Here is an 18,684-nt window from a genome sequence, read left to right on the forward strand (position 1 = left end):
AGATCCGCTGTGATACGCCCCCGTATCCGCCTGCGCCCGGGCGCGGCCGCCGTCGCCGCCGCGGCGACGGTCGCGGCGCTCGTCCCCGCCCTGCCGGCGGTGGCCGCGCCGAAGCCGCCACCGCCGCCCTCGGACAGAGCCCTGGCCGCACAGCCGGCCCGCCACGACCTGACCCGCGAGCAGTTCTACTTCGTCCTGCCCGACCGTTTCGCCAACGGTGACACGGGCAACGACCGCGGCGGCCTCACCGGCACCCGGACGACCACCGGCTACGACCCCGCCGACAAGGGCTTCTACCAGGGCGGCGACCTCAAGGGACTGACCGAGAGGCTCGACTACATCAAGGGGCTCGGCACCACCGCCATCTGGATGGCGCCGATCTTCAAGAACCAGCCGGTACAGGGCGAGGGCAAGGACGCGAGCGCCGCCTACCACGGCTACTGGATCACCGACTTCACCCAGGTCGACCCCCACTTCGGCACGAACGCCGACCTGGAGAGGCTGATCGACAAGGCCCACGACAAGGGCATGAAGGTCTTCTTCGACGTCATCACCAACCACACAGCCGACGTCGTCGACTACCAGGAGAAGTCGTACGGCTACCTCTCCAAGGGCGCCTTCCCCTACCTGACGAAGGACGGCGAGCCCTTCGACGACAGCGACTACGCAGACGGGACGCGCCGTTTCCCCGCGACCGACCGGGACTCCTTCCCGCGCACCCCCGTCGTGCCCGCCGCGAAGAAGGACATCAAGGTCCCCGCCTGGCTCAACGACCCGGAGATGTACCACAACAGGGGCGACTCGACCTTCGCGGGCGAGTCCTCCGAGCACGGCGACTTCTCCGGTCTCGACGACCTGTGGACCGAACGGCCCGAGGTCGTCGAGGGCATGACGAAGATCTACCAGCGCTGGGTGCGCGACTTCGACATCGACGGCTTCCGCATCGACACGGTCAAGCACGTCAACATGGAGTTCTGGACGCAGTGGGCGACCGCGCTCGACGCGTACGCCGCCCAGCAGGGCCGGGACGACTTCTTCATGTTCGGCGAGGTCTACTCGGGAGACCCGGCGATCACCTCGCCGTACGTCACGCGGGGCCGCCTCGACGCCACCCTCGACTTCCCGTTCCAGGACGCCGCCCGCGCCTACGCCTCGCAGGGCGCCTCCGCTGACAAGCTCGCGCATCTCTTCGCCCAGGACTACCGCTACACCACGGACAAGGCCAACGCCTACGAGTCCGTACCCTTCCTCGGCAACCACGACATGGGCCGCTTCGGCGCCTTCCTGCGGCAGGACAACCCGAGGGCCGGGGGCGACGAGCTGCTGCGGCGCTACCGGCTCGCCAACGAGCTCATGTTCCTCAGCCGCGGCAACCCCGTGATCTATTACGGCGACGAGCAGGGCTACACCGGCGCGGGCGGCGACAAGGACGCGCGCCAGAGCCTGTTCGCCTCGCGGACCGCCGACTACCTCGACGACGACCAGCTCGGCACCGACCGCACGCACGCCGAGGACGCGTACGACACCTCCCACCCGCTGTACCGGTCCGTCGCCGCGCTGTCGGAGCTCACCAAGGCGCACCCGGCGCTGCGGGACGGCGTGCAGCAGCAGCGCTACGCGGAGGGCTCCGTGTACGCCTTCTCCCGCACGGACGCCGCGGCGAAGACCGAGTACGTCGTGGCCCTGAACAACGCGAGCGCCGCCAAGACGGTCCGTATCCCGACCGGTTCGGCCGGCACGGACTTCACCGCGATCCACGGCGGCGACGCCACGGTCCGCAGTGGAAGCGACCGGACCGTCGAGGTCACCGTCCCGGCGCTCTCGTCGCTCGTGCTCAAGGCCGCGAAGCCGCTCGCCGCGCCCGCCACGAAGCCGTCCGTCGTGCTGAAGGCGCCGGAAGCGGGCGCCACCGGCACCGTGGAGATCTCGGCCGACGCCGACGGCGGGCCGCTCGGCCGGGTCGTGTTCGCCGCGCAGGTGGGCAACGGCCCCTGGCAGGTGCTCGGCTCCGCCGACCACGCCCCCTACAAGGTCACCCAGCACATCACCGCCCCCGCGGGAACCGCCCTGCGCTACAAGGCCGTCGTCGTCGACTCCGAGGGCCGCACCGCGAGCGCCACGGCCGCCACGACCAGCGGCGCACCCGCCGTCGAACAGCCCCCGACCGCGACCCAGCGGGACTACGCGATCGTCCACTACAAGCGCGCCGACGGAGACTACGCCGACTGGGGCCTGTACACCTGGGGCGACATCGCCGAGGGCGAGGGCACGACCTGGCCCGCGGGCAAGCCCTTCACCGGCCGCGACGCGTACGGCGCGTTCGCCTACGTGAAGCTGAAGCCCGGCGCCTCCTCCGTCGGCTTCATCGCCGTGAACAAGGACGGCGTGAAGGACACCGACGCCGATCGCACCATCGACCTGTCGAAGACCGGTGAGGTGTGGATCGAGCAGGGCAGGCCCGGCCTGTCGAACACCGCGCCCGAGGGGGCCTACCCGCCCCAGGACACGTCCAAGGCCGTCCTGCACTACAAGCGCGCCGACGGAGACTACACGGGCTGGGGCCTGCACACCTGGACCGGGGCGGCGAACCCGACCGACTGGTCCAAGCCCCTGGAGCCGGTGCGGACGGACGCGTACGGCGCCGTCTTCGAGGCGCCGCTCGCACCGGGAGCCACCTCGCTCAGTTACATCCTGCACAAGGGCGACCAGAAGGACCTGCCCTCCGACCAGTCCCTCGACCTCAAGGCGAACGGCCACGAGGTGTGGCTCCTGGCCGGCCAGGAGAAGTACCTGCTGCCGCAGCCCAAGGGCGGTGGCGCGGCCCTGGACCTCACCAAGGCGCACGCCGTCTGGATCGACGAAGAGACCGTCGCCTGGAACGGCAGCGACGCCGCCGCGTCCAGCGCCCTGCTCTACTCCCACGAGGGCTCCATCGCCGTCGACAACGGCGCGCTGACGGGTGGCGCGCGAGTGCTGCGGCTGACCAAGGCGTCGCTGACCGACGCGCAGAAGGCGAAGTACCCGCACCTGAAGACCTACACGGCCCACCGCGTCGACGAACGCGACCGCGACCGGGTGCGCGAAGCGCTGCGCGGCCAGGTCGTGGCCGCCCAGTACGCGGCCAACGGCGCCGTCGTCACGGCGACCGGCGTCCAGATCGCCGGAGTCCTCGACGACCTGTACGCGCCGGAGGCCACCAAGGCCTCGCTCGGTGCGACGTTCGACCGCAAGGGCGTGCCCACGCTGCGGCTGTGGGCGCCGACCGCGCAGCACGTCGCGCTGGAGATCGACGGCGAGACCGTCGCCATGCGCCGCGACGACGCGAGCGGCGTCTGGTCGGTGCGCGGAAGGAAGGGCTGGAAGGGGGAGAAGTACCGCTACGCCGTGCGCGTGTGGGCCCCGAGCGTGCAGAAGGTCGTCACCAACAAGGTCACCGACCCCTACTCCGTCGCACTGACGGCGAACTCCGAGCGGAGCATCGTCACCGACCTCTCCGACCCGTCCCTGGCGCCCGCCGGTTGGTCCGCGCTGAAGAAGCCCGCCGCCGTGCCGCTGAAGGACGCCCAGATCCAGGAGCTGCACATCCGCGACTTCTCCGTCGCGGACCCGACGGCCGACCACCGGGGCACGTACCTCGCCTTCGCCGACAAGGACAGCAAGGGCTCGAAGCACCTGCGTGCCCTCGCCGGCGCCGGCACCTCCTACGTCCACCTGCTGCCCGCCTTCGACATCGGCACCATCCCCGAGAAGAAGGCAGACCAGCAGCAGCCCGAGTGCGACCTGAAGATCTACGCGCCCGACTCCGAGGAGCAGCAGGCCTGCGTCGCGAAGGCCGCCGCGAAGGACGCCTACAACTGGGGTTACGACCCCCTGCACTACACGGTCCCCGAGGGCTCGTACGCCACCGACCCGGACGGCACGCGGCGCACGGTCGAGTTCCGGCAGATGGTGAAGTCCCTCAACGACGACGGACTGCGCACCGTCATGGACGTCGTCTACAACCACACCGTCGCGAGCGGCCAGGCCGACAAGTCCGTCCTCGACAGGATCGTGCCCGGCTACTACCAGCGGCTGCTCGCCGACGGCTCGGTGGCGACCTCCACCTGCTGCGCCAACACCGCCCCCGAGAACGCCATGATGGGCAAGCTCGTCGTGGACTCGATCGTGACCTGGGCGCGCGACTACAGGGTCGACGGCTTCCGCTTCGACCTGATGGGCCACCACCCGAAGGCCAACATCCTCGCGGTGCGCAAGGCGCTCGACGAGCTCACCGTGGAGCGCGACGGCGTCGACGGGAAGAAGATCGTGCTGTACGGGGAGGGCTGGAACTTCGGCGAGATCGCCGACGACGCCCGCTTCGTGCAGGCCACCCAGAAGAACATGGCCGGCACCGGCATCGCGACCTTCTCCGACCGTGCGCGCGACGCGGTACGCGGCGGCGGTCCGTTCGACGACGACCCGGGCGTGCAGGGCTTCGCCTCGGGCCTGTACACCGCTCCGAACTCCTCGAAGGCCAACGGCACCGAGGCGGAGCAGAGGGCGCGCCTGCTGCACTACCAGGACCTGATTAAGGTCGGTCTTTCGGGCAACCTCGCCTCGTACTCCTTCACGGACACCCGCGGCCGCGCCGTCAAGGGCTCCGAGGTGGACTACAACGGTGCCCCGGCCGGCTACGCCGCGGCGCCCGGTGACGCGCTCGCCTACGCGGACGCCCACGACAACGAGACGCTGTACGACGCACTCGCCTTCAAGCTCCCGGCCGGTACGTCCGCCGCGGACCGGGCGCGCATGCAGGTGCTCGCGATGGCGACCTCGGCCCTGTCGCAGGGACCCGCGCTCTCCCAGGCGGGCACCGACCTGCTGCGCTCCAAGTCGCTGGACCGCAACTCGTACGACAGCGGCGACTGGTTCAACGCCATCCACTGGGACTGCCGCGACGGCAACGGCTTCGGCCGAGGCCTGCCGCCCGCCGCGGACAACAAGCCCAAGTGGGGATACGCGAAGCCGCTGCTGACAAGCGCGTCGCTCACCGTCGGCTGCGCGCAGATCGACGGGGCCTCGGCCGCCTACCGTGACCTGCTGCGGATCCGGACCACCGAGCCCGTGTTCGGCCTCGCGACCGCCGAGGACGTCCAGTCGGCGCTGTCCTTCCCGCTGTCGGGCACGGACGAGACCCCGGGCGTGATCACCATGCGCCTCGGTGACCTCGTCGTGGTGTTCAACGCCACGCCCGAGCGGCAGACCCAGCGGGTCGCGGACCTCGCGGGCAGCGGCTACGCCCTGCACCCGGTGCAGCGGTCGGGTGCGGACGCGGCCGTCAAGGCCTCGTCGTACGAGCGGAGTTCGGGAACCTTCACGGTGCCGGCCCGCACGGTCGCCGTCTTCGAGCGCGGCTGACCGATTCATGATCCCCCGCTCCTCACCCGTGTCGCTGATGGGCCGAACGGGTGAGGGGCGGGAGGATGGTCCCATGAGTAGGTACGAGAGGTACGACGTCACCGACGAGCAGTGGGAGGGCCTGGCACAGGTGGTGCCGCTGCGCAGTCGCGACGAGTGGCCGTCGCGGGTGGACCACCGGACGGTCCCGCAGGACTACGCGGCGGCCGAGCAGCGTCGTTTCGTCGTGCTGCGGGTGCAGGTCTTCGCCGACGCGCGTGAGGTCGCCGAGTACCTCGTCAACCGCACGCCCGTCCTGCTGGACCTGACCGCAGCCGACACCGAAGTGGCCAAGCGCATCCTGGACTTCAGCAGCGGTGTCGTCTTCGGACTCGGCAGCGCGATGCACCGGGTCGACCGCAACGTGTTCCTCCTCGCGCCGGTGGGCACCGAGGTGGAAGGAGCCGAGCCGGCCGCTGTACCTCATTCGTAGGACAGCCGTCACGACGGAACGGTTCGGCGGTGAGCACGGTGCGTACCGTCCCGACCATGGACGCGAACGCACTGGTCACCGGCCCGAGGACACTGCCCGGACAGGCGGGCGCCGCCCGGCCCGCGGTCACCGAACTACGGCTCTCCGCCTACAGGAGGCACCGAGGGGCGGCGCTCCCCCTCGGTCCCATGACACTCTTCACGGGCGTCAGCGGCAGCGGCAAGTCCAGCGCCCTCGAGGCGTACGAGGCACTCGCCCTGCTCGGCGCCGGACATGATCTGAAGACCGCGTTCCCGCAAGCGGCCGAGTGCGTTCCGGAGGGGGCCCGGCCCGACCGCCAGGGACGCCGCGGCTTTGGGATCGGGTGCACGGTGGACGGCCCCGCGGGCCCGGTGCGCCTCGACCTCGCGGTGGAGGCCGTGCCGCGCCTGCGCGTCGTCGGGGAACGGCTGACGAGCGGCGGACGGACTTTACTCGCCACGGCCCTGCGCGATCCCGGCCGCGCGGAGGTGGAGGCCGCCTGGCACACCTCCGGTGCGGCCGGTGTCACCCGGGGCCGGCTGCCCGGCGACCGGCTCGGCACCGCCCTGCTGCCCCTGCACGTCGCCGGCAGGACGCAGGCGCAGCTGCGTGTGCTGGCCGCGGCCGAGCAGGTGGTGCTCGCCCTGAGGTCCGTCTTCGCCTGCGACCCGCGGCCCCACCGGATGCGCGAGCCCGTCGCCGCGGGACCCGGCAGGCTGCGGCGCGGGTGCGACAACCTTGCCGAGGTCCTGCACCGCACGCGCAGTGAATGCGGCAAGCGGCACGCGCGGCTCGCGGCGGCGGCGCGGGCGGGGTGCGCGGGGACGGTGACGGACCTGTGCGTGGAGGAGCTTCGGGACGGCACCGTCCGGGCACTGCTCGCCCGGGGCGACAGCCGTCCCGGCACGCCCCTCGGACGGCTGGGGGAGGGCGAGTTGAGGTATCTGGCCCTGGCCCTGGTGCTGCTCACGGGGCCGGGCGTGCTGTCCGTGGACCAGGTGGCCGAGGTGCCGGCCGCGTACCAGTCGCTCACGGTGCTCGCGGACGGGTTCGACCGGTGCCTGGATCCGGCTCAGGCGCGCGAACTGGTGGGTCTCGCCGCCGAGATGTGTGCGCGGGGGCACATCCGGCTGGTGGGGGCCGTGTCGGACCCGTCGTGCGCGCGGGGGACCGAGGGCGTGTCGGTGGTAGACCTGATGCCGTGACGAGAGACGACGGGCTGGACGTGGCGGGACTGCAGCGCAGACTGGCGGAGTTCGCGGCGGCACGCGACTGGCAGCCCTACCACACCCCGAAGAACCTGGCGGTGGCGCTGAGCGTCGAGTCCGCCGAACTGGTCGAGATCTTCCAGTGGCTGACGCCCGAGCAGTCGGCCCGGGTGATGGAGGAGGAGGACACGGCGGACCGCGTCCGCGACGAGGTCGCGGACGTGCTCGCCTATCTGCTCCAGTTCTGCGAGGTGCTCGGGATCGACGTGCTGCAGGCCCTGTCCGACAAGATCGACCGCAACGAGCGGCGTTTCCCGGCGCAGTAGAGCCGGGGCGCCGTGAACGGGCGCGCAGGGGTGACCGAGGGCCGTTTCGACACCCATTCGTCACTCTTCGGAGTTGCTGAGTTATCCACAACAGCCTTGGTGTCCACAGATTTCCGAATTCCCCTGGCTTTTCTGGTCGAAGACCTTCACTCTGGGTAATGAACTGAGTGGGCAGATAGTCGTGCGAACGGGGGCGCGGTCATGGACGCGTTACGACTCATCGAGATCAGCCGCCACGCGCTGGCACAGAGCCGGTCCGTGCCGGAGACCGTGGCCGAGGCATGGCAGGTCCAGGCGCTTGCCCAGGCGATCGGCAGCCGGCTCGCGGCGAGCGGGCCCGCCGAGCTGAGAGGCGAGGCCCGGGGGCTCGGCGAGATCGGCGGACGGGGGTGCGGGGTGCTCGACCACCCGATGGTGCGCAGCGGCGGGGTCCGGGCCGCCCAGCTCACCGAAGTGGCCGACCCCGAAGCCGTGTTGACCGGGCTGAACGTCCTGCTCGGCGAGGTCGGCATCGCTCTCGTCGCGGTCGCCTGCGCCACGGACGACGAAGGGCTCTACTGGCAGTGCATCGAGACGATAGACACCGCGGACGAGTCGAGCGACCGCGTGCGCGGCATGCTGCGCCGCCTGGCGGAGCACGAGCACGAGCGCCCGCCCGAAGCGGTCCGCGGCCGGGCGGGCCCGGAGCGGCCCGTCGCCGAGATGGACTCCGCGGCCGGCGCGCCGTGACGGGGCTCCACGGGTCGTCTCGTGCGGCCCGTCCGGGGAGGCCTGCCCCAGGCTGCTGTCCCGGGCGGTCGGTCCGTGCGGCCGGTCTCCGGCAAACGGCCCGGAGGCGGCGGCCGTCCCGTGCAGCGGCCCCGTGAAGCCCGTGCCGTGAAACGGCTCCCACGAGGCCCGTCCCGTGCTGCGCGAAGGCGCGGCTGTCCCGGTGCAACCGGCCGGCGCACGGTTCCGCGTGAGAACCTCATCCGCCCCCACGCGACCGGATTGCCCGGCGGTGAAAGGTGCAGGATGGATGCATGGATCTTCGAATCTTCACCGAGCCCCAGCAAGGGGCGAGCTACGAGACCCTCCTGAGCGTCGCCAAGGCCACCGAGGAGCTCGGCTTCGACGCCTTCTTCCGATCCGACCACTACCTGCGCATGGGTTCCGCCGACGGGCTGCCCGGCCCGACCGATGCCTGGATCACCCTGGCCGGTCTGGCCCGCGAGACCAAGCGGATCCGTCTCGGCACCCTGATGACGGCCGGCACCTTCCGGCTCCCCGGCGTGCTCGCCATCCAGGTCGCCCAGGTCGACCAGATGTCGGGCGGCCGCGTCGAACTGGGGCTGGGCGCGGGCTGGTTCGAGGAGGAGCACCGGGCGTACGGCATCCCCTTCCCCAAGGAGAAGTTCGCCCGCCTCGAGGAGCAGCTGGAGATCATCACCGGCCTGTGGGCCACCGAGCCCGGCGAGACCTACACCTTCGAGGGCCACCACTACCGGCTGACGGACTCCCCGGCCCTGCCCAAGCCCGCCCAGACCAAGGTCCCCGTGCTGATCGGCGGCCACGGCGCCACCCGCACCCCCCGCCTCGCCGCGCAGTACGCGGACGAGTTCAATCTGCCGTTCGCCTCCCTCGAGGCCAGCGAGCGCCAGTTCGGCCGCGTCCGTGCCGCCGCCGAGAAGGCCGGCCGCTCCCCGGACGACCTCGTCTACTCGAACGCGCTGGTCGTGTGCGTCGGCAAGGACGACGCGGAGGTGGCCCGCCGTGCGGCGGCGATCGGACGGGAGGTCGACGAGCTCAAGGCGAACGGCCTGGCCGGGTCCCCGGCGGAGGTCGTCGACAAGATCGGCCGCTACGCGGCGACCGGCTCGTCGAGGATCTACCTCCAGGTGCTCGACCTGGACGACCTCGAACACCTGGAGCTCATCTCCTCCCAGGTCCAGTCCCAGTTGAGCTGATCACCGGGAGCCGCTGTGAGACCCGCCCGCACACTCGCCGAAGCGCTCGTCCGGGACGCCCTCGTCCTCGACGGCGGCCTGTCCAACCAGCTGGAGGCGCAGGGCTGCGACCTGTCCGACGCCCTCTGGTCGGCGCGGCTGCTCGCCGACGCTCCGCGGCAGATCGAGGCGGCGCACGCGGCGTACGTGCGCGCGGGTGCGCAGGTGCTCATCACGTCGAGCTACCAGGCCACGTTCGAGGGATTCGCCCGCAGGGGCGTCCGGCCGGAGGCGGCCGCCCGCCTGCTCGGCCGCAGTGTCGCGCTGGCGCGCGCCGCCGCCGACGCGGCGCTCCACGAGGTGTGGGTCGCCGCCTCGGTCGGCCCGTACGGGGCGATGCTCGCCGACGGCAGCGAGTACCGGGGGCGGTACGGGCTCGGCACGGCGCAGCTCGAGCGCTTCCACCGGCCGCGTATCGAGGCCCTCGTCGCCGCGGGGCCCGACGTGCTCGCCCTGGAGACCGTGCCGGACGCCGACGAGGCGGAGGCGCTGCTGCGCGCCGCCGAGGCGTGCGGTGTGCCGGTGTGGCTCTCCTACACCGTCGCGGGCGGGCGGACCCGGGCCGGCCAGGACCTGGCGGAGGCGTTCGCCCTGGCCGCGGACCGGGACGACGTGCTCGCGGTGGGCGTGAACTGCTGCGACCCGCGGGAGGTGGCCGCGGCGGTCGAGACCGCCGCCGCGGTGACCGGCAAGCCCGTCGTCGCGTACCCCAACAGCGGGGAGGGCTGGGACGCCGTCGAGCGGCGCTGGCAGGGCGGGAGTGCGTACGACCCCGCTGCCGCACGCGCCTGGTGCGCCGGGGGAGCACGCCTCGTCGGCGGCTGCTGCCGCGTGGGGCCGCAGGAGATCGGCGCCCTCGCCCGGCTGCTGGGCACGGCCTGACCCCGCGGTGCGAGGAAGGTGTTCCGGGGCCCGGTTGTGACAAAAACCGCTGGTCGGGGCGGACGGACGGGACGATACTCAAACGCGTGTTCCTGACGATCAGTACGACCGGCACCCCAGAGCGTCCCGCGACCGACCTCGGCTTTCTGCTGCACAAGCACCCCGACAAGGCGCAGGCGTTCTCCACCTCGCACGGCACCGCCCATGTCTTCTACCCCGAGGCGTCCGCGGAACGGTGCACGGCCGCACTGCTGCTGGAGGTCGATCCGGTGGCGCTCGTGCGGCGCGGCAAGGGCAAGGGCCGCGGCGGCGCGCCCGATGCCGCGCTCGCGCAGTACGTCAACGACCGCCCCTACGCGGCCTCGTCGCTGCTGGCAGTGGCGCTGAGCACCGTGTTCAAGAGCGCCCTGCGCGGTGTGTGCGCGGCGCTGCCCGGACGGGCCGAGGCCCCGCTGCCGCTGCGCATCGAGGTGCCCGCCGTCGCCGCCCGCGGCGGCGCCGAACTGGTCCGGGCACTCTTCGGACCGCTCGGCTGGACCTCGGTCGAGGCCGAACCGATCGCCCTGGACGAGCAGTTCCCCGAATGGGGCGCGTCGCGCTACGTACGGCTCGTGCTCGAAGGGGAGCTGCGGCTCGCCGACGCGCTGCGCCAGCTCTATGTCCTGCTCCCCGTCCTCGACGACGCCAAGCACTACTGGGTCGCTCCCGACGAGGTCGACAAACTGCTGCGCGCGGGCGAGGGCTGGCTCGCCGAACACCCCGAGCACAAGCTCATCACCAGCCGCTACCTGTCCCGCCGCTGGGGACTGACCCGGCAGGCCATGGAGCGCCTGGAGCTCGTGCGCCTCGCCGAGACCGACGACCTCCGGGTCGAGGACGTGGACAACGCCGTGGACGAGACCACGGACACCGAGGAGCGCCCCGTGCCGCTCGCCGAGCAGCGCAGGGACGCCATCCTCGAAGCGCTGCGCGCCGCCGGTGCGAGCCGGGTACTCGACCTGGGCTGCGGACAGGGCCAATTGGTGCAGGCGCTGCTCAAGGACGTCAGGTTCACCGAGATCGTCGGCGTCGACGTGTCGGTGCGTGCCCTGACCATTGCGGGGCGCCGGCTCAAGCTCGACCGCCTCGGCGAGCGGCAGGCCGCCCGCGTCCGGCTGATCCAGGGCTCGCTCACCTACACCGACAAGCGCCTCACGGGCTACGACGCCGCCGTCCTCAGCGAGGTGATCGAGCACCTCGACCTGCCGAGGCTGCCCGCCCTGGAGTACGCGGTGTTCGGCTCGGCGCGCCCCCGCACCGTGCTCGTGACGACTCCCAACGTCGAGTACAACGTGCGCTGGGAGACGCTCCCCGCCGGACACGTGCGCCACGGCGACCACCGGTTCGAATGGACCCGGAAGGAGTTCCGGACCTGGGCCGAAGGCGTCGCCGGACGCCACGGCTACGCGGTGCGCTTCGTGGCCGTCGGCCCCGACGACCCCGAGGTGGGCCCGCCGACCCAGATGGCGGTGTTCGAGACGACGACGACCGACACGACCGCGAAGCAGGCGACCGCCGCATGACCAGCACCACGGAAACCACCGTCACCGCCCCGGGCCGCCGGCTCCCCGTGACCGACCTGTCCCTCGTGGTCCTCGTCGGGGCCACCGGGTCGGGCAAGTCCACGTTCGCCCGCAAGCACTTCAAGCCCACCGAGGTCGTCTCCTCGGACTTCTGCCGGGGACTCGTCGCCGACGACGAGAACGACCAGAGCGCCAGCGGCGACGCGTTCGACGTCCTGCACTACATCGTGGGCAAGCGGCTCGCCGCCGGACGGCTGACCGTCGTCGATGCCACCAACGTGCAGACAGAGAGCCGCCGGCAGCTCGTACGCCTCGCACGCGAGCACGACGTCCTGCCCATCGCCATCGTCCTGGACCTTCCCGAGGACGTCTGCGCCGCCCGCAACGCGACCCGCCCCGACCGCGCCGGCATGCCCCGCCATGTCATCGCCCGCCACCGCCGCGAACTGCGCCGTTCGCTGCGCGGGCTGCAGCGCGAGGGCTTCCGCAAGGTCCACGTCCTGCGCAGCGCGGCGGAGGCCGACAGCGCGGAGATCGTTCTCGAGCGCCGCTACAACGACCTGCGCCACCTCACCGGACCGTTCGACATCATCGGCGACATCCACGGCTGCAGCTCCGAGCTGGAGACCCTGCTCGTCAAGCTCGGCTACGAGGACGGCGCCCACCCCGAGGGCCGTACCGCGGTCTTCGTCGGCGACCTCGTCGACCGGGGCCCCGACAGCCCCGGCGTGCTGCGCCGTGTGATGGGCATGGTCGCGGCGGGCAACGCCCTGTGCGTCCCGGGCAACCACGAGAACAAGCTCGGCCGTTACCTCAAGGGCCGCAACGTCCAGCACACGCACGGCCTCGCCGAGACCGTCGAGCAGCTGGAGAAGGAGGACGCCAGGGACCCCGAATTCCGCGAGCGGGTACGGGAGTTCATCGACGGCCTCGTCAGTCACTACGTGCTCGACGCGGGCAGGCTCGTCGTCTGCCACGCCGGCCTGCCCGAGAAGTACCACGGCCGCACCTCCGGCCGGGTCCGCTCGCACGCGCTGTACGGCGAGACGACCGGCGAGACCGACGAGTTCGGACTGCCCGTCCGCTACCCGTGGGCCGAGGACTACCGGGGCCGCGCAGCCGTCGTCTACGGACACACGCCCGTGCCCAGCACCTCGTGGATCAACAACACCATCTGCCTGGACACCGGTGCCGTCTTCGGCGGCAGGATGACCGCGCTGCGCTGGCCGGAGCGCGAACTGGTCGACGTTCCGGCCGAGAAGGTCTGGTACGAGCCGGTCAGGCCGCTCCTGACGGAGGCGCCCGGCGCCCGTGAGGGGCGCCCGCTGGACCTCGCCGACGTGGCGGGCCGCCGGGTCGTCGAGACGCGGCACATGGCGCGCATCGCCGTCCGCGAGGAGAACGCGGCGGCGGCGCTGGAGGTCATGAGCCGCTTCGCCGTCGACCCCCGGCTGCTGGTCTACCTGCCGCCGACGATGGCGCCCACCGCGACGTCGCGGGAGGACGCCGGCGGCGGAGCCGCCGACGGCCCCTTCCTGGAGCACCCGGCCGAGGCGTTCGCGCAGTATCGGGCCGACGGCATCGGCAAGGTCGTGTGCGAGGAGAAGCACATGGGGTCGCGTGCGGTGTTGCTCGTGTGCCGGGACGCGGAGGCGGCGCGGGAACGCTTCGGCGTGGTGGGCGCCACGGGTGCTTTGCACACCCGCACCGGGCGGCCTTTCTTCGACGACGGGACGGTCACCGAGGAGATCCTCCAGCGGCTGCGCACGGCCGTCACCGCGGCCGGCCTCTGGGACGAGCTGGGCACCGACTGGCTGCTGCTGGACGGCGAGTTGATGCCCTGGTCGCTCAAGGCGTCCGGGCTGCTGCGCTCCCAGTACGCGGCGGTCGGCGCGGCTTCCGGCGCCGTGCTGCCCAGGGCCGGCGCGGCGCTGGAAGCGGCCGCGGCCCGGGGCGTCGACGTGGAGGGTCTGCTCGGCCGGCAGCGTGAACGGGCCGGCGACGCGTCCGCGTTCACCGACGCCTATCGCCGTTACTGCTGGACGACGGACGGACTCGACGGCGTGCGTCTCGCGCCGTTCCAGGTCCTCGCCTCCCAGGGCCGCTCGCTGGCCGCTGTCCCGCACGACGAGCAGCTCGCCTGGCTGGACCGGCTCGTGGAGCACGACCCGACCGGCCTGTTGCAGGTCACGCGGCGGCTGGTCGTCGACACCGGCGACGAGGAGTCCGTGCGCGCGGGCGTGGACTGGTGGCTGGAGATGACGGGCCGCGGCGGCGAGGGCATGGTCGTCAAGCCGCTGCAGGCGCTCGCCAAGGACGAGAAGGGCCGGCTGGTGCAGCCGGGCATCAAGGTCCGCGGCCGCGAGTACCTGCGCATCGTCTACGGCCCGGAGTACACCCGTCCGCACAATCTGGAGCGGCTGCGCCACAGGTTCCTGAACCACAAGCGCTCGCTCGCCCTGCGCGAGTACGCCCTGGGGCTGGAGGCCCTGGACCGGCTCGCCGACGGGGAACCGCTGTGGCGGGTGCACGAGGCGGTCTTCGCGGTGCTGGCCCTGGAGTCGGAGCCGGTCGACCCCCGGCTCTGACCCCGTCGGGTGCGGCTGCGAGGAGGCACGGCCAGTGCCTGCCCGCAGTACGCGGGTCCGGCGCCGGACAGGACACCGCCGTCGACGCCGCGCGCCCGCGAGCTGCTGGACGAGGTCGGCAGCGCCGAGCGCGAGGAGGGCCGCCGGCACGTCGCGCGCTCCGGCCTGTCCGTGGGCTGCTGCGCCTGCGCGCCGAGCCCCACCCGGCGGGCGATGCCGGCCCCGGTGTCCCGGCGGACCCCACAAGGTCGGCCGTTCGCCGGGTGAACGGCCGTCCGCGCGGCGAGGATGGAGACATGGGATTCCATGTCGACTCCGAGACCGGGCGACTGCGCCAGGTCATCCTCCACCGGCCCGATCTGGAGCTGAAGCGGCTCACGCCGAGCAACAAGGACGCGCTGCTCTTCGACGACGTGCTCTGGGTCCGCCGGGCCCGTCAGGAGCACGACGGCTTCGCGGACGTTCTGCGTGACCGAGGGGTGGAGGTGCATCTCTTCGGCGACCTGCTGCGCGAGTCGCTGGAGATCCCCGAGGCCAGGAAACTGGTGCTGGACCGCGTCTTCGACGAGAAGGAGTACGGACCGCTCGCGACCGACCACCTGCGCGTCGCCTTCGACGCGCTGCCCACGTCCGATCTCGTCGAGGCGCTGGTGGGCGGGATGACCAAGCGGGAGTTCCTCGCGGGACACTCCGAGCCGACGTCGGTCCGCTTCCATGTGATGGACCTGGACGACTTCCTGCTCCAGCCGCTGCCCAATCACCTCTTCACCCGTGACACTTCGGCCTGGATCTACGACGGCGTCTCCATCAACGCGATGCGCTGGCCGGCCCGCCAGCGGGAGACCGTGCACTTCGAGGCCATCTACAAGCACCATCCCCATTTCGTGGGTGCGGAGGCCGAGACGTTCCACCACTGGTCGGAGGGGCAGGACGACTACCCGTCCACCATCGAGGGCGGCGATGTGCTGGTGATCGGAAACGGCGCGGTGCTGATCGGGATGAGCGAGCGCACCACACCGCAGGCCGTGGAGATGCTGGCGCGCGGACTGTTCGCCGCCGGTTCCGCGCGGACGATCGTGGCCCTGGACATGCCCAAGCGCAGGGCGTTCATGCACCTGGACACCGTGATGACCATGGTCGACGGGGACACGTTCACGCAGTACGCGGGGCTCGGCATGCTCCGCTCGTACACCATCGAACCGGCCGACGGCTTCGGCGCGCTCAAGGTCAGTGACCATCCGCCGGAGCAGATGCACGACGCGATCGCGGCGGCGCTCGGGCTGAAGGACATACGGGTGCTGACCGCGACCCAGGACGTGCACGCGGCCGAGCGCGAGCAGTGGGACGACGGCTGCAACGTGCTCGCCGTCGAACCGGGTGTCGTCGTGGCCTACGAGCGCAACGTCACGACCAACACCCATCTGCGCAAGCAGGGCATCGAGGTGATCGAGATACCCGGCAGCGAACTGGGCCGGGGCAGGGGCGGCCCGCGCTGCATGAGCTGCCCTGTGGAGCGCGAGGCTGTATAGCGATGCATTGAGTCGTATAGACTTCCATTGTCACCGCCTTCCGCGACCCAGGAGCAGCCACCATGGCGATACATCTCGAAGGCCGCCACTGCCTCAAGGAGCTGGACTTCACGGCCGAGGAGTTCCGCGGCCTGATCGGTCTGGCCGCCGACCTCAAGGCCGCCAAGCGGGCAGGGACCGAGGTCCAGCGGCTGCGCGGCAAGAACATCGCACTGATCTTCGAGAAGTCGTCGACCCGTACGCGCTGCTCCTTCGAGGTCGCCGCCGCCGACCAGGGCGCGTCCACGACCTACATCGACCCGGCCGGCTCCCACATCGGCAGCAAGGAGTCGGCCAAGGACACCGCCCGGGTGCTGGGCCGCATGTTCGACGCGATCGAGTTCCGCGGTGACGCGCAGGACACCGTCGAGCAGCTGGCCGCGCACGCCGGCGTGCCCGTCTACAACGGGCTCACCGACGACTGGCACCCGACCCAGATGCTCGCCGACGTGCTGACCATGACCGAGCACACCGACAAGCCGCTGGAGAGCGTCTCCTTCGCCTACCTCGGTGACGCCCGCTTCAACATGGGCAACTCCTACCTGGTCACCGGCGCCCTGCTCGGCATGGACGTGCGCATCGTCGCACCCGAGGCGTACTGGCCGGCCGAGGAGATCGTCGCCACGGCCCGCCGGGTGGCCGAGGAGAGCGGTGCGCGGATCACGCTCACCGAGGACATCGCCGAGGGCGTGCGAGGCGCCGACTTCGTCGCCACCGACGTCTGGGTCTCGATGGGCGAGCCCAAGGAGGTGTGGGACGAGCGGATCAAGGCGCTCGCTCCCTATGCGGTGACCATGGACGTGCTGCGCGCGACGGGCAACGCGGACGTCAAGTTCCTGCACTGCCTGCCGGCCTTCCACGATCTCGGCACCGCGGTGGCGCGCGAGATCCACGAGCGCCACGGCCTCACGGAGCTGGAGGTGACCGACGAGGTCTTCGAGTCGGCCCACTCCGTCGTCTTCGACGAGGCCGAGAACCGTATGCACACGATCAAGGCGGTCATGGTGGCCACCCTCTCCGCCGCTGAATAGCCATGTGCCCGATCGGGTGACCGTTCGCGGTCTTCCTGCCGGTGGGCGCAGTCGTCTCCGCGCTCTACGGCCGGCGCCACTCGCGGCCGGCCCCGGGCGGACGACGCGGACGGCCGGAACGATCTGGTCGGCGCCGCCTCGGTGGAGTGAGCCCCGGCGCGCCGGTCAGCGCCGGGCGGGCAGCGTGAACCAGACCGCCTTGCCCCGCTCCGTCGGGCGGTGCCCGCAGTCCGAGCTGAGCGTGCGGACGAGCAGCAGCCCGCGCCCGTGCTCCTGCCACGGGTCGGGCGCATGAGCCGGCGCCGCCGGTGAGAGATCGCCGGGCGGCGCCGGATCGGCGTCGTGCACCTCCACCTGGCAGCCCGTGGGCAGCAGCTCGATCACCAGCTGTATGGGCACCCCGCACCGGGTGTGCTCCACCGCGTTGGCCACCAGCTCCGCCGTGAGCAGCTCTGCCGTGTCGCTGTCCGCGGACGCCTCGATGTCCGCCAGCGCTGCGCGGACCACCGCACGGGCCATGGGCACCGCTGCCGTGGTGTGCGGCAGCGCGATGCGCCAGGAGGCGGTCTCGGCGGAGTCGGCGGCTTCGGGCAAGGCGTATGTCCGTTCGGTGGCGGTGGTGTGTTCACCCTACGAACAGCCGGAGGCCGGTCCAGGCCCCGGGGGGCTGCCGCCGTGACCTGTGCCGGAAACGGGACGGGATCCCAGCACTGTCACAACACGGATATCGCGCACTCGTGACGGCAGTCACAGATGAGTGATAACTTCGAGAGGCAGGCAGCAGGCCGACCGCCCGCCGAAGGAGGCCCCACTCCATGAGCCCCTTTTCCGGTTCCGCGACGCGCACCGAGCGCTGGCGCCATCTGCGGCTGACGCTCCAGGACGGCGTGGCGAGCGTGACGCTCGACCGGCCCGACAAGCTCAACGCCCTCACCTTCGGCGCCTACGCCGACCTGCGCGATCTGCTCGCCGAGCTCTCCCGGGAGCGGTCGGTGCGGGCCCTCGTGCTCGGCGGCGAGGGCCGTGGCTTCTGCTCGGGCGGCGACGTCGACGAGATCATCGGCGCGACCCTGTCGATGGACACCGCGCAGCTCCTCGACTTCAACCGGATGACGGGACAGGTCGTCCGCGCGATCCGCGAGTGCCCCTTCCCGGTGATCGCCGCGGTCCACGGCGTCGCCGCCGGAGCGGGTGCGGTGCTGGCGCTGGCCGCCGACTTCCGGATCGCCGACGCGTCGGCGAGGTTCGCCTTCCTGTTCACCAAGGTCGGGCTGTCGGGCGGCGACATGGGAGCGGCGTACCTGCTGCCCCGGGTGGTCGGGCTGGGCCACGCCACGCGGCTCCTCATGCTCGGCGAGCCGGTGCGCGCACCCGAGGCCGAACGGATCGGCCTCCTGAGCGAGCTCGTCGACGAGGGCCAGGCGGACCGGCGCGCCGCCGAGCTGGCCCGGCGTCTCGCCGACGGCCCGGCCCTGGCGTACGCCCAGACCAAGGCGCTGCTCACCGCGGAACTGGACATGCCGCTCGCCGCGGCGGTCGAGATGGACGCGGCCACGCAGGCGCTCCTGATGAACGGCGAGGACTACGCGGAGTTCCACGCCGCGTTCACGGAGAAGCGCCCGCCCAAGTGGCAGGGCCGCTGAC

13 protein-coding genes are annotated in these 18,684 nt (G+C 71.8%); 12 read left to right on the forward strand and 1 reads right to left on the reverse strand.

Annotation, left to right across the window (positions count from 1 at the left end; all coding sequences use genetic code 11):
* The first annotated feature begins 9 nt into the window (after positions 1-9).
* The 11 genes from pulA to argF all read left to right on the forward strand — a co-directional run bounded on the left by pulA (position 10) and on the right by argF (position 17,040).
* On the forward strand, positions 10-5,397 hold the full coding sequence (pulA, locus tag HW130_RS26660; RefSeq protein ID WP_177152270.1) for a pullulanase-type alpha-1,6-glucosidase: 5,388 nt from the start codon (positions 10-12) through the stop codon (positions 5,395-5,397).
* 73 nt (positions 5,398-5,470) lie between these two features.
* Entirely contained in the window at positions 5,471-5,869 is a 399-nt protein-coding gene (locus HW130_RS26665) for a cell division protein SepF (protein WP_177152271.1), read from the forward strand.
* A 56-nt stretch (positions 5,870-5,925) separates the two neighbouring features.
* The gene (locus tag HW130_RS26670) at positions 5,926-7,095 is read left to right on the forward strand and encodes an ATP-binding protein (RefSeq protein WP_177152272.1); all 1,170 of its coding nucleotides are present in this window, start codon (positions 5,926-5,928) and stop codon (positions 7,093-7,095) included.
* Positions 7,092-7,424: a nucleotide pyrophosphohydrolase gene (locus HW130_RS26675; RefSeq protein ID WP_177152273.1), complete on the forward strand. Its 333-nt coding sequence runs from the start codon at positions 7,092-7,094 to the stop codon at positions 7,422-7,424. Before HW130_RS26670 ends, HW130_RS26675 begins: the two co-directional genes overlap by 4 nt.
* Before the next feature lie 201 nt (positions 7,425-7,625).
* A complete protein-coding gene (locus HW130_RS26680; protein ID WP_177152274.1) occupies positions 7,626-8,153 on the forward strand; it encodes a DUF6099 family protein in 528 nt (175 codons plus the stop codon).
* Positions 8,154-8,446: 293 nt separating this feature from the next.
* Complete coding sequence (locus HW130_RS26685; protein WP_177152275.1) at positions 8,447-9,370, forward strand: LLM class F420-dependent oxidoreductase; 924 nt, start codon at positions 8,447-8,449, stop codon at positions 9,368-9,370.
* A gap of 15 nt (positions 9,371-9,385) precedes the next feature.
* The gene (mmuM, locus tag HW130_RS26690) at positions 9,386-10,291 is read left to right on the forward strand and encodes a homocysteine S-methyltransferase (RefSeq protein WP_177152276.1); all 906 of its coding nucleotides are present in this window, start codon (positions 9,386-9,388) and stop codon (positions 10,289-10,291) included.
* A gap of 86 nt (positions 10,292-10,377) precedes the next feature.
* Positions 10,378-11,853 carry a 3' terminal RNA ribose 2'-O-methyltransferase Hen1 gene (locus HW130_RS26695; RefSeq protein ID WP_177152277.1) on the forward strand — a complete coding sequence of 492 codons (1,476 nt, stop codon included), beginning with the start codon at positions 10,378-10,380 and terminating at the stop codon, positions 11,851-11,853.
* A complete protein-coding gene (locus HW130_RS26700) occupies positions 11,850-14,441 on the forward strand; it encodes a polynucleotide kinase-phosphatase (protein WP_177152278.1) in 2,592 nt (863 codons plus the stop codon). Before HW130_RS26695 ends, HW130_RS26700 begins: the two co-directional genes overlap by 4 nt.
* Before the next feature lie 296 nt (positions 14,442-14,737).
* Positions 14,738-15,970 (forward strand): arginine deiminase, encoded by a 1,233-nt coding sequence (locus tag HW130_RS26705; RefSeq protein ID WP_177152279.1) that lies wholly within the window; start codon positions 14,738-14,740, stop codon positions 15,968-15,970.
* Positions 15,971-16,032: 62 nt separating this feature from the next.
* Positions 16,033-17,040 carry an ornithine carbamoyltransferase gene (gene argF / locus HW130_RS26710; protein ID WP_177152280.1) on the forward strand — a complete coding sequence of 336 codons (1,008 nt, stop codon included), beginning with the start codon at positions 16,033-16,035 and terminating at the stop codon, positions 17,038-17,040.
* Between the two features lie 165 nt (positions 17,041-17,205).
* On the opposite strand, the gene HW130_RS26715 is transcribed toward argF, so the two are convergent.
* Positions 17,206-17,634, reverse strand: coding sequence for an ATP-binding protein (locus HW130_RS26715; RefSeq protein ID WP_177152281.1), 429 nt, complete (start codon positions 17,632-17,634; stop codon positions 17,206-17,208).
* Between the two features lie 221 nt (positions 17,635-17,855).
* Here HW130_RS26715 and HW130_RS26720 point away from each other — a divergent pair, with 221 nt between their 5' ends.
* The gene (locus HW130_RS26720; RefSeq protein ID WP_177152282.1) at positions 17,856-18,683 is read left to right on the forward strand and encodes an enoyl-CoA hydratase family protein; all 828 of its coding nucleotides are present in this window, start codon (positions 17,856-17,858) and stop codon (positions 18,681-18,683) included.
* The last annotated feature ends 1 nt before the right edge of the window (position 18,684 follow it).

Origin of the sequence: Streptomyces sp. PKU-EA00015 (assembly GCF_013387495.1) — a bacterium.
Taxonomy (GTDB): Bacteria; Actinomycetota; Actinomycetes; order Streptomycetales; family Streptomycetaceae; genus Streptomyces.

Bases quoted from the DNA above. Each gene is read 5' to 3' on its own strand.
- HW130_RS26665 (WP_177152271.1), top strand. From the start codon at position 5,471: ATGAGTAGGTACGAGAGGTACGACGTCACCGACGAGCAGTGGGAGGGC.
- HW130_RS26670 (WP_177152272.1), top strand. From the start codon at position 5,926: ATGGACGCGAACGCACTGGTCACCGGCCCGAGGACACTGCCCGGACAG.
- HW130_RS26680 (WP_177152274.1), top strand. From the start codon at position 7,626: ATGGACGCGTTACGACTCATCGAGATCAGCCGCCACGCGCTGGCACAG.
- HW130_RS26685 (WP_177152275.1), top strand. From the start codon at position 8,447: ATGGATCTTCGAATCTTCACCGAGCCCCAGCAAGGGGCGAGCTACGAG.
- HW130_RS26700 (WP_177152278.1), top strand. From the start codon at position 11,850: ATGACCAGCACCACGGAAACCACCGTCACCGCCCCGGGCCGCCGGCTC.
- HW130_RS26705 (WP_177152279.1), top strand. From the start codon at position 14,738: ATGGGATTCCATGTCGACTCCGAGACCGGGCGACTGCGCCAGGTCATC.
- argF (WP_177152280.1), top strand. From the start codon at position 16,033: ATGGCGATACATCTCGAAGGCCGCCACTGCCTCAAGGAGCTGGACTTC.
- HW130_RS26720 (WP_177152282.1), top strand. From the start codon at position 17,856: ATGAGCCCCTTTTCCGGTTCCGCGACGCGCACCGAGCGCTGGCGCCAT.